This window comes from Sphingorhabdus sp. (assembly GCF_029865925.1).
Lineage (GTDB): Bacteria > Pseudomonadota > Alphaproteobacteria > Sphingomonadales > Sphingomonadaceae > Sphingorhabdus_B.
Genome location: NZ_JARXAI010000028.1, coordinates 16,632 through 27,756, shown reverse-complemented (window position 1 = coordinate 27,756; position 11,125 = coordinate 16,632). Strand labels below are relative to the sequence as shown.

Sequence of the window (11,125 nt, the reverse complement as noted above, 5' to 3'; positions counted from 1 at the left end):
GGGAGCGGAATGTTCAACGATCTTTCTTCTGTAACCGCCTATTTGGAAACACGTCGCTCTGGCAAACCACGCGACATGGTTACCCCTGGCCCAGACGCGCCAACGCTCGACCGGATCTTACAAACCGCAATGCGCACACCCGATCATGGGAAGTTATTCCCGTGGCGTTTTGTCGAAATCACCAACCGCGAAGCTTTTACCGAACTGCTTACAAAGGCCTTCCTTGCTGCCAATCCAAATGCCCGGCCCGCGCAGTTAGAAGCGGCCATAGCGTCGGCGCAGATGGCCCCAACCCTCGTCGTCTTAATGTTTGCCCCGCAACCAAGCGTAAAGATCCCGCTTTGGGAGCAACAATTGAGCGTTGGCGCAGTCGCCATGAACCTGATCCACGCGGCACATGCGCACGGCTTTGTAGCAAGTTGGATTACAGGGTGGGCCAGTTACGATCCCATGGTTCGCGACAGCCTTTGTCTAGACGAGGAGAGGATCGCGGGCATGTTCTTTATCGGAACCCCTGCGCTTGCACTAGAAGAGCGTCCTCGGCCCATAGCCGGAGACATTATCCGTCAGTGGCCCTGACTAAAGGGATTTAGGCATGCTTGACGCGCCATAGTGTATTATGGCAGTAAGCATGTAATGAAAAACGATGTAAAGCCGGTCTACTTGAAATTGCGTGACGTGATTGCGACTGCCATTCTTGATGGTAATTATAAAGAGGGTCAGATGCTTCCTTCCGTGCGCGCTTTCGCGGCAGATCAAGGTGCCAACCCGCTTACGGTCGCTAAAGCTTATCAATTGTTTCAAGACAGCGGCCTGGTAGACGTGAAGCGCGGCGTAGGCCTGTTCGTAGCCAGCGGCGCAACTGCGAAATTGCGCAGCTTTGAACGTGAAAATTTCGTGCAGAATATTTGGCCAGACGTGAAAGCGCAGATGCAGCGTGCGGGAATTGATCCGACAGAATTACTTGCGCTCAATTAGCCCCTGCAATTAAGGCTTAACGATACCGCTGAAGATAAAATTGCGAGAAGAATCAGCGCTATTCGTCTCCATCAAAGCAGCGGCAACCTTATTCACGCGCATGGCATCCGCGTTTCGGTGCATAATGTTGACGACTTGCTCATTGTTGCAAACGGAAATGAAGTGTTGATCCTACCGCGCGGCAGTAGCCAAAAAGTGCGCGATTTCCCAACAGACTAGCTATTCCGGTCGAATGTGAAGGGCGACATGCCTCTTTCGCGTTCGTTGAATACAAGCACGCGTCCTGCTGGCGGTGCGCTGCGCTGTGGACAATCAGGGCGGGTGCAGGCAGAGCAGCCAAGACCAATAGCGGTTGCGGCTCCGTTGTTAAGGTCAAGCCCACGCGCAGCAGCCAATGGTGCAGCTAACTTGGCATCAATACCAAGACAAATGGCAAACTCTGCTTCGATCCCGCCGCTTACCGCGGTTTGTGGGTGAACAGTTCGCGACAAAGTGAACCAGCGGCTTTGATCCTCCAGTTCGACCAGATGCGGCATAAGGGTTCCTGGCCGTGCAAATACAGTATGCACTTGCCATAAGGGGCATCGGCGATCCGTTTCCACCAATGGTGAGGCGCTTGCCCCAGCATAGCGTTTACTGCTCTGCCCCGCGCGATCAATCCGCAGCATGAAGAAAGGCAGACCACGCTGCCCTACCCTTTGCAATGTCGTTAGGCGGTGGGCAATCTGTTCAAAACCAGCGCCAAAGCGGCGTTGCAGCAACACGATATCATAGCCCGTTGCCTCGCATGCGCGCAGAAAACGCACGTAAGGCATCATGACGGCTGCTGCAAAATAGCTACTCAAATGCCGCCTATACAGGCGTTCGGCAGCTCTTTCGGTAAAGGATGCACCAGCAACTAAAGCGTCAATTTCCGCCTTGGCTTCCAACATACCAAGTTGCAAGGCGGCCGCGAAAGTACGGCTGGCCGGGTCAAGGAGTTCAGATAGTTGAAGCTGCCGCGCATGAAGGTCGAGCCGCCGTAATCGGTCAGGCATGACATCAAATGGCAGAATGCGCATGGAAAGCTGATGCTTCACGCGTAATCGTTCGGTGATCGCGCCGTAAATGTCCGCATTAGCAAGGCGCAACTCGTCAGCAAGGCTCTCTGCTTGCGAGTCCAAATCGGCGAAATGGTTGCGCCAACGCTCAATTTCACGCCGGGCCGACGCAATAGCCTCTGGCTCGCCATGTCCACCAATTTGCCCGCCGCCTGCTCCGCCATACGACCCGCCCGACAGACGGTCAAAGGATCGGGCAAACGCCTCTGCTGCATCAGGGCTGGCAGCGATCCATTCTTCTACCTGAGCGCGGTCAATATCGAGGTCTGTAAACATAGGGTCGTTAAGCCTTCGGCGGATGGCATCCACCCCGCCGCCCGGGGTTGTGCCCGTTAACGTACGAGGATCGAAATCATAAGATTGGGCAAGTTTTAGAAGCAGCGTTGCCGTCAGCGGCCTCTGATTACGCTCAATCAAATTAAGATAAGACGGCGAAATTGCTAAGGCTTCAGCCATAGCACCTTGCGTTAAGCCATTGGCTCGGCGGATCCTGCGGACAGAATGCCCCGCAAATAACTTTTCTTCTGCCATGACCAACCTTTGTCAATAAAGTTACATAACGACAAACAAACGGTAGCTTATTCATACAATAATACAACAAATATTACAAAATTGACTCGTTATTCACATGGTTTGAGGTGAGGCACTAACGTCTATCCTCCCTTCGACAAAAAGGAATTGTCAATGTCGTACCAGTCACTCATCGCCGAAACCAACGCGCATATTTCTGCGCACAAGGGAACATGGGATTCCATCAGCGCGGAATCTGTAGCGCGGATGCAGTTGCAAAACCGTTTCCAGACCGGTCTCGACATTGCGCGCTATACGGCCGAGATCATGCGCAATGACATGGCTGCATATGATGCCAACCCTGCACAATATACGCAGTCCCTCGGTTGCTGGCACGGGTTCATAGCCCAGCAAAAAATGATCTCCATTAAGAAGCATTTTGGCACAACCAAAAAGCGGTATTTGTATCTGTCAGGTTGGATGATTGCCGCTTTGCGAAGTGAGTTCGGCCCACTGCCTGATCAGTCCATGCATGAAAAGACAAGCGTACCAGCGCTCATTGAAGAACTTTATACGTTCCTGCGCCAAGCTGATAGCCGCGAACTCAACATTTTGTTCCGTGACCTCGACGACGCCCGCAGCCAAAATGATGCGGCGCGCGAGGCGGCCACCATGGCCAAAATCGAGAACCACGAAACGCATGTCGTACCCATTATTGCCGACATAGATGCAGGCTTTGGCAACGCCGAGGCCACATATTTGCTCGCAAAGAAAATGATCGAAGCCGGCGCATGCGCTTTGCAGATCGAAAATCAAGTTTCCGACGAAAAGCAATGCGGCCACCAAGACGGCAAAGTCACCGTGCCTCATGAAGATTTCTTGCAGAAAATTCGCGCGTGCCGTTACGCTTTCTTAGAACTTGGCGTTCCAGACGGCATCATCGTTGCACGTACAGACTCGCTTGGTGCGGGCCTAACCAAGCAAATCGCCGTTTCAACCGCTGCTGGCGACTTGGGCGACTTGTACAATAGCTTCCTCGATTGCGAGGAAATTGACCCCGCCACGGCCCAAAATGGCGATGTCATTTTGAACCGCAACGGAAAGCTGTTGCGTCCAAAGCGCTTGCCCTCCAATCTGTTCCAGTTCCGCTCCGGCACTGGCGAAGATCGCTGCGTATTGGATTGCATCACCTCGCTTCAGAATGGCGCGGACCTCATCTGGATCGAAACGGAAAAGCCGCATATTGAGCAAATTGCAGGCATGGTAGACCGCATTCGCGAAGTCGTTCCAAATGCAAAGCTTGCCTACAACAACTCGCCAAGCTTCAATTGGACGCTGAATTTCCGTCAGCAGGTGTTTGATGCATGGTCCGCTGAAGGACAAGATGTTTCCGCCTACGAACGCGCAAATCTGATGAGCGCAAGTTATGATGACACTGCACTTGGAATTGAAGCCGATGTGCGCATCCAGAACTTCCAGCGCGATTCAGCAAAGCGCGCCGGCATTTTCCACCATCTCATTACCCTGCCAACCTACCATACGGCAGCGCTCAGCACCGACAACCTCGCCAAGGATTATTTCGGCGAAATGGGGATGCTTGGCTATGTGGCCGGCGTTCAACGCAAGGAAATCCGCCAAGGCATCGCCTGTGTGAAGCACCAGAATATGTCAGGTTCCGACATTGGTGATGACCATAAGGAATATTTTGCTGGCGAAGCCGCGCTGAAAGCTGGTGGCAAAGACAACACAATGAACCAGTTTGGCCAAGGCGCGTAAGGAGCGATTGAAATGAGCGAACCTCCACGCGCACGCGCTGTGCTTTCGACTGAAGATTTGACCTTATTGCGTCAAGCATTGGTCTATTATCTTGAAGTTATTCAGGATAAGCCAGAATCCGTCAAATTTGCGCGACTTTACCACCGGTTAGGCAGCGCTGGCGGGAAGTAATCTATAGCATTTAAAGAGTTTTCCTGGGGAGGAAAAACACCTGACCGCCGGCAGCGATGCCGGCGGTTTTTTATATGGCACGACTTTCGTCGCTCATATTTTGTTAACGCCAACCTATTATTGCCCTCGTCGAACACAGACGGGCTGGGTCGCGTGGATAATAGACTAAAAGTGCTATTGGGAGTTTTGTTGGTCGCTGGACTGATCGCGATGGTCATTCCAGATAACGACCCTCTGATACCAAAAGCCCAAAAAGCGCCCGCACAAAGCATTGCGTCAGTACCGGAAAATACACTTCAACTTCCTTTGCCTGCGCCGGATCCCGTTCCTGTCCAATTCAATGCAGACCCAGGCAGCGATTTCCAAATCGGCGCGCCGACCATCGATGGCAACCCAACGCAGCCCAACTTTGGCATGCCATTTGGGACTTCTATGCAAACCAGTGCTGCAAACCCCGATGCTGGACAAAGCAGCACCGGCAGCTTCACTCCCACTGCCTTTGCGATGCCAGGGGCGGCCACTCCAACTGATACATCGAGTGCCGATAAAGCGATGATCGACCAATAAGCTTCACCTATTGTCACAGACGCAATTGTTACTGCGCAGTCCACCCGCCATCGACCGAGAGGTTCGTGCCCGTGATCGCACTTGCCTCTTCACGGCACAAAAACACCGCTAATGCCGCCAGTTGTTCAACCTGCACAAATTTCTTCTGCGGCTGATTGGCCAACAGCACATCATTGATCACTTGATCCCGGGTCAACCCACGTGCCTTCATGGTATCCGGGATTTGGTTTTCCACCAAAGACGTCCAAACATATCCGGGGCAGATATTGTTCACCGTTATCCCTTGCGTCGCCACCTCAAGCGCCACAGTCTTTGTAAAACCTGCAAGGCCATGCTTTGCGGCATTATAAGCCGACTTAAATGGCGAAGCGACCAGACTGTGCATGGAACCTGTGTTAATGATGCGGCCCCAGCCTTTTGCCTTCATCGCGGGTAACGCTGCCTTTGTCGTGTGGAATGCCGAAGACAGGATGATCGACATAATCGCGTCCCATTTATCTTCGGGAAATTCATCAACGGGCGCGACATGCTGTATCCCGGCATTGTTTATCAATATGTCAGGCGCACCAAGCTTTTCTGCACACTCGGCCATCATGGCACGGATCACTTCCGGCTTGGTCATGTCGGCAGCAGAATACATGGCCTTTCCGCCGCTAGATTCAGCCAGTTCGGCGACATAGCCATCGATAACATCCCTATCGCCAAAGCCATTGATCATTACGTGCGCACCTTGTGCCGCCAAGGCGCGTGCATAGCCAAGCCCGATGCCTGAGGTAGATCCGGTAATGAGTGCTGTTTTGTCTTTGAGGAACATCGAGGAGTGCCTTTGTATTTAAGGTGAGCTTTACGTGCGCTTTGCAACGCTAAACGCAATGTTGACGCAGGACAAGCGCCCGTCGAAAGCATGTCCACGCATGGATTTTAGACGAAGAATCCTAATGCATGCAATTGTCTAAAAGATATGTCATAGGCCGTTCATGCGTTTGAATAATTGCCATAATGTTGCCGATTTCCGCCGTCTAGCGAAGGCGCGTCTGCCGTCACCCATATTCAATTATATCGACGGCGCTGCTGACGATGAACGGACCAAGCTGCGCAACAGCGCAAGCTTTGACGATTGCGACCTCGTGCCCAATGTCCTGGCCGGAGTGTCGGACATCGACATGGGCGTCACCGTGATGGGAAAGCGCATTGATATGCCGCTGATGCTCTCACCCACGGCGTTGCAACGCCTTTTTCACTGGCAAGGCGAACGGGCCGTTGCATCGGTAGCGCAGCGGTTCAATACATGGTTTGGCATCTCCTCGCTTGCCACGGTGAGCATCGAGGAGGTGGGCGAGAAAATTAAAACGCCCAAACTTTTCCAACTCTACATCCACAAGGACAAGGGTCTGAACACGTCGATGATCGAACGTTGCAAGGCCGCAAAGTTTGATGCGATTGCCTTGACCGTGGACACTATTGTCTCCGGAAACCGCGAACGGTGTTTGCGCAGCGGGTTTACATCACCGCCGCGTTTTACGCCCGAGTCTGTCCTAAGCTATGCCATCCACCCGATGTGGGCACTGAATTACATGTTCCGAGAGAAATTCTCGCTACCCAATTTGCAAACACATGTGGATGCCGGCACCAATGTTGCGGTTTCCGTGGCAGAATATTTCAACACGATGCTCGACACCTCAATGGATTGGAAGATGGCTGAAAAGGTCCGGTCTGACTGGGACGGGGAATTTTGCCTAAAGGGTATCATGTCGGTCGACGACGCAAAACGGGCGGTGGATATTGGCGCGACTGCTATCATGATCTCAAACCATGGTGGCCGCCAATTGGATGGTTCGCGTTCGCCATTTGACCAAATAGCTGAAATCGCCGACGCCGTGGTTGGTAAAATCGACATCATTTGCGATGGCGGGGTGCAGCGCGGAAGCCATGTTTTGAAAGCCCTTGCCGCTGGCGCAACTGCCTGTTCAGGTGGGCGGCTCTATCTTTATGCATTGGCCGCAGCTGGGCAACCTGGCGTGGAGCGCATCGTCGGCAAGTTGCATGATGAAATTGCCCGCGACATGCGGCTAATGGGCGTTAAGTCGGTATCGGAACTTGAGCGATCGATGCTTCGCTGGCGCTGAGCTTAACTGATCAGGAACCAAAAGCCGATTGCGCTTGGCTTTGGCGGGCTAAGCCACCATTTAAGAACCATGACTGCATTTTCCATTCTTGATCTCGTACCTGTCGTTGAAGGCGGTAACGTCTCTTCCGCATTGGCCAACGCGGCTGATCTGGCAGCGCATGCGGAAAGCCTTGGCTTCACCCGCTACTGGGTCGCCGAACATCACGGCATGCGCGGAATTGCGGGCGCTGCGACCAGCGTTGTCATCGGGCACATTGCGGCAGCAACGAAGACGATGCGTGTTGGTTCGGGCGGCATCATGTTGCCCAACCATTCCCCCTTGGTCATTGCCGAACAGTTTGGAACATTGGATGCGCTGTATCCCGGCCGAATTGATTTAGGGCTTGGCCGTGCGCCGGGGAGCGACCAACTCGTCGCGGCCGCGATCCGGCGGACGCTCGACAGCGACCCAAATGCTTTCCCGCGCGATGTGATGGAATTACAAAGTTATTTCGCCGATGATGGCAAAACGGGTATCGTCGCCACGCCGGGCGCTGGCGCGAATGTGCAACTCTCTATCTTGGGCAGCAGCCTCTACGGCGCGCAGGTCGCAGCAGCATTGGGCCTTCCCTTCGCCTTTGCCAGCCACTTTGCGCCACAAATGCTGGATGAGGCGCTACACATCTACCGCAGCCACTTTCGCCCAAGCGCCGTGCTTGATGCGCCGCATGCGATTGCCGCGTTCAATATCATCGCGGCGGAAACCGACGCGGAGGCGGAATATCTGGCAAGCTCGTTGATGCAAAGCTTCGTTGCGTTGCGCACGGGCAATCCACGCCAATTGCCGCCGCCGGTGGAGGGCTATGTGGCCTCCCTGCCCCCGCATTTTGCATCAGCTCTGAATGATGTTTTGTCCGCCAGCGCCATTGGTGCAGCCGACACCGTGAAGTCAGCGGTTCAGGCGTTTCAGGCACGCACACAAGCTAACGAAATCATCGTCGCTTGTTCGATTTTTGATCATGCAAACCGAAAACGGAGCCTGCACATCACAGCCTCCGTTTTTGAGACGATCAATAAACGCGTGGTTTTGGCTTAATATACTCTGCTTCGTCGGTCAGGGTGTAATCATGGACCGGGCGATAGTCGATTTTGACTTTGCCGCCTGAACCGCCCCAGCCATCGAACCATGAAGAAGTATGCTTCATCCAATTGGTATCATCACGCGCTGGGAAATCTTCATGCGCATGGGCGCCGCGGCTTTCCTTGCGGTTGTTTGCGCTTTCAATTGTGCACACCGCCTGCGCCATGAGGTTATCGAGCTCAAGCGTTTCGATAAGGTCAGTGTTCCAGATCAGGCTGCGGTCGGTCACATGAACGTCAGCCAGACGCTGGTTTACCTTCTGCATTTCGGTCACGCCATCTTTCAGCAAGGCCGTGTCGCGGAAAACCGCGGCGTGCTTTTGCATCGTGCGCTGCATCTGTAAGCGGATCTCTGCGGTCGGCGAACCGCCCTTTGCGCCACGAAACTTGTCTACCCGCGACAGCGCCAAGTCAGCGGCGTCAGTTGGCAATGCCTTATGCGGCGCACCGGGGGTGAGTGATGACTTTAGATGCAAACCAGTAGCACGTCCGAACACCACAAGGTCGATGAGCGAGTTTGATCCCAAGCGGTTTGCACCATGCACAGAAACGCAGGCTGCTTCACCAACGGAGTAAAGCCCAGGAACGATCACTTCGGGATCATCGCCCATTTTAGTTACAACCTGTCCATGATAATTACACGGAATGCCGCCCATATTATAGTGGACAGTCGGTGTCACCGGCAGTGGCTGACGCGTAAGGTCGATACCCGCAAAAATCTTTCCGCTTTCCGTAATGCCGGGCAAACGCTGCGCCAATACCGCGGGATCGATATGGTCGAGGTGAAGGTAGATATGGTCCTTGTGCGCACCTAAGCCGCGGCCTTCGCGCATTTCTAGCGCCATGGAACGGCTGACAACATCCCGTGATGCGAGATCCTTGGCTGATGGGGCATAGCGCTCCATGAAGCGTTCGCCTTCGCTGTTGGTCAGGTAACCGCCCTCGCCGCGTGCGCCTTCAGTAATCAACACGCCAGCGCCATAAATGCCGGTTGGGTGAAACTGGACAAACTCCATATCCTGCAGTGGCAAGCCAGCCCGCAGCGCCATACCGCCACCATCACCCGTGCAGGTGTGCGCCGATGTCGCGGAGAAATAGGCGCGCCCATAGCCGCCAGTTGCTAGCACCACGGCGTGGCTCTTGAACCGGTGGATGCTGCCATCTTCCATGCACATGGCGATCACGCCGCGGCATTCACCATTTTCCATAATCAGGTCGAGCGCGAAATATTCGATAAAGAAATCCGCGTCATATTTCAGGCTCTGTTGGTACAAGGCATGCAACATGGCATGGCCTGTTCGATCTGCTGCAGCAGCAGTGCGCTGAACTGGTGGGCCTTCACCCATATTCTGCATATGCCCGCCAAAGGGGCGCTGGTAGATAGTGCCGTCTGAATTGCGTGAGAATGGCACGCCAGCATGTTCAAGCTCATATACCGCTGCAGGGGCCTCACGGACCATATATTCGATGGCATCTTGATCGCCAAGCCAGTCGGAGCCTTTGACCGTGTCATACATGTGCCAGGTCCAATGATCTGGCGAGTTATTGCCCAAAGACGCGGCAATACCGCCTTGCGCGGCCACCGTATGCGAACGGGTTGGAAAAACCTTGGTAATGCAAGCCGTCTTCAAACCAGCTTCCGCACTGCCCATAGTGGCGCGCAGACCCGATCCGCCGGCGCCGACAACGACGGTGTCATATGTATGGTCAATAATCTTATATGCGTCTGACATCAGGCGAGCGCTCCGGTAAATGCAAGTTTTGCGACAACAAAAATGCCGAACACGGCACTCGCAATGACATAGAAACTAAGGAGTGTCATTGCGGCGAATTTGAGGCCCTCGTCATGGACATAATCTTCGATCAATACCTGAAGACCCAGCCTGACATGGCTAAATATGTTCGCGATCATCAAGATCATTGGAACCGCCACCAGCGGCTGGGCAAGCCACTGGGCAAGTGCGCTATGTTCAAAACTTGGGATCATGAACAAGGACAGCACGAACCAAGTCGTCAGTAGCATATTACCAACCGCAGTCAGGCGCTGCTTAAGCCAGTGCTCCCCGCCATGCTTTGCCGAACCCAAGCCACGCACGCGGCCAATATTTGTTCTACTGTCCATCACAAAACTCCGATAAAGCGCGATGCCACAAACAGGGCCACGAATGCAGTTGCAAAAAAGGCTGCAACAAATGCAACCGATGCCCATGTACGGTTCGTCTTTAATTCATACCCTGCGCCGATATCTAGGACGAGATGGCGAAGGCCAGACGCCAAATGTTGAAAGAAACTGAAGGTGACGGCCAAGGCAACAAGGCGGAAGAACCAGTTACTGGCGATCTGAACACCGCTGCCGTCGGCCCCAGCCGACACAACATATTTTTCAAATGTCGCATAGCTCTCTGCACCACCACCGATTGCCGACAGCCACCATAACAACGTCATCATGCCGGCAGTCGCCAATATGAACCCGGTTGCACGGTGGAAAATCGAAACCGCCATCTGCGGCGACCAACGATACACCTGTAAATGTGGTGAAAGCGGTCGGTTCGGGTTTTTCGCCATAAGTTCAGCGTCCTTAATAATTGTCAGTCTTCGACATTCTTTATCTCTTTAATCGATTAGCCGCATCGTGCAAGGCCCGCACTTTGCGAAAAGCAAAATTCGTCAACCAATTTGCTCAATTAGGTTTTCCCCCGATCGGTAAGGCACCAGCAATGCCGTATCCAAAATCATGTTACTTGAAGGCGGGTATGATGCGTTGGGCGATACGTTT

Annotated in this window: 12 protein-coding genes; 7 read left to right on the top strand and 5 right to left on the bottom strand. The window is 53.7% G+C overall.

The window, feature by feature from the left end:
- Both QE270_RS03010 and QE270_RS03005 read left to right on the top strand, forming a co-directional pair.
- On the top strand, nucleotides 1–579 hold a 579-nt coding region (locus QE270_RS03010; protein WP_366142251.1), incomplete at its 5' end, for a nitroreductase.
- 57 nt (nucleotides 580–636) lie between these two features.
- Nucleotides 637–978, top strand: coding sequence for a GntR family transcriptional regulator (locus QE270_RS03005; RefSeq protein ID WP_300034956.1), 342 nt, complete (start codon nucleotides 637–639; stop codon nucleotides 976–978).
- A 215-nt stretch (nucleotides 979–1,193) separates the two neighbouring features.
- Here the strand turns inward: QE270_RS03005 and QE270_RS03000 are convergent, their stop codons facing one another.
- Nucleotides 1,194–2,609, bottom strand: a complete 1,416-nt coding sequence (locus tag QE270_RS03000) for a short-chain fatty acyl-CoA regulator family protein (protein ID WP_300034953.1) — start codon at nucleotides 2,607–2,609, stop codon at nucleotides 1,194–1,196.
- A gap of 153 nt (nucleotides 2,610–2,762) precedes the next feature.
- Here QE270_RS03000 and QE270_RS02995 point away from each other — a divergent pair, with 153 nt between their 5' ends.
- The 3 genes from QE270_RS02995 (at nucleotide 2,763) to QE270_RS02985 (ending at nucleotide 5,102) form a co-directional block, all read left to right on the top strand.
- Complete coding sequence (locus QE270_RS02995) at nucleotides 2,763–4,364, top strand: isocitrate lyase (RefSeq protein ID WP_300034950.1); 1,602 nt, start codon at nucleotides 2,763–2,765, stop codon at nucleotides 4,362–4,364.
- A gap of 12 nt (nucleotides 4,365–4,376) precedes the next feature.
- Nucleotides 4,377–4,535, top strand: coding sequence for a hypothetical protein (locus QE270_RS02990; protein ID WP_300034947.1), 159 nt, complete (start codon nucleotides 4,377–4,379; stop codon nucleotides 4,533–4,535).
- A 153-nt stretch (nucleotides 4,536–4,688) separates the two neighbouring features.
- The gene (locus tag QE270_RS02985) at nucleotides 4,689–5,102 is read left to right on the top strand and encodes a hypothetical protein (protein WP_300034944.1); all 414 of its coding nucleotides are present in this window, start codon (nucleotides 4,689–4,691) and stop codon (nucleotides 5,100–5,102) included.
- Nucleotides 5,103–5,130: 28 nt separating this feature from the next.
- Here the strand turns inward: QE270_RS02985 and QE270_RS02980 are convergent, their stop codons facing one another.
- The gene (locus QE270_RS02980) at nucleotides 5,131–5,916 is read right to left on the bottom strand and encodes a 3-hydroxybutyrate dehydrogenase (protein WP_300034941.1); all 786 of its coding nucleotides are present in this window, start codon (nucleotides 5,914–5,916) and stop codon (nucleotides 5,131–5,133) included.
- Nucleotides 5,917–6,079: 163 nt separating this feature from the next.
- Between QE270_RS02980 and QE270_RS02975 the strand changes: the two genes are divergently transcribed.
- Nucleotides 6,080–7,228: an alpha-hydroxy acid oxidase gene (locus tag QE270_RS02975; protein WP_300034938.1), complete on the top strand. Its 1,149-nt coding sequence runs from the start codon at nucleotides 6,080–6,082 to the stop codon at nucleotides 7,226–7,228.
- 69 nt (nucleotides 7,229–7,297) lie between these two features.
- Complete coding sequence (locus tag QE270_RS02970) at nucleotides 7,298–8,305, top strand: LLM class flavin-dependent oxidoreductase (protein ID WP_300034935.1); 1,008 nt, start codon at nucleotides 7,298–7,300, stop codon at nucleotides 8,303–8,305.
- Here QE270_RS02970 and sdhA read toward each other — a convergent pair.
- From sdhA to sdhC, 3 genes are read right to left on the bottom strand one after another with little or no spacing between them, the layout of a single operon-like run.
- Nucleotides 8,280–10,082 (bottom strand): succinate dehydrogenase flavoprotein subunit, encoded by a 1,803-nt coding sequence (sdhA, locus tag QE270_RS02965; RefSeq protein WP_300034932.1) that lies wholly within the window; start codon nucleotides 10,080–10,082, stop codon nucleotides 8,280–8,282. The two genes, QE270_RS02970 and sdhA, sit on opposite strands and share 26 nt — an antisense overlap.
- A complete protein-coding gene (sdhD, locus tag QE270_RS02960) occupies nucleotides 10,082–10,471 on the bottom strand; it encodes a succinate dehydrogenase, hydrophobic membrane anchor protein (protein WP_300034929.1) in 390 nt (129 codons plus the stop codon). Before sdhD ends, sdhA begins: the two co-directional genes overlap by 1 nt.
- On the bottom strand, nucleotides 10,471–10,914 hold the full coding sequence (gene sdhC / locus QE270_RS02955) for a succinate dehydrogenase, cytochrome b556 subunit (protein WP_300034926.1): 444 nt from the start codon (nucleotides 10,912–10,914) through the stop codon (nucleotides 10,471–10,473). The genes sdhD and sdhC overlap by 1 nt, the downstream gene beginning before the upstream one ends.
- Between the last annotated feature and the right edge of the window lie 211 nt (nucleotides 10,915–11,125).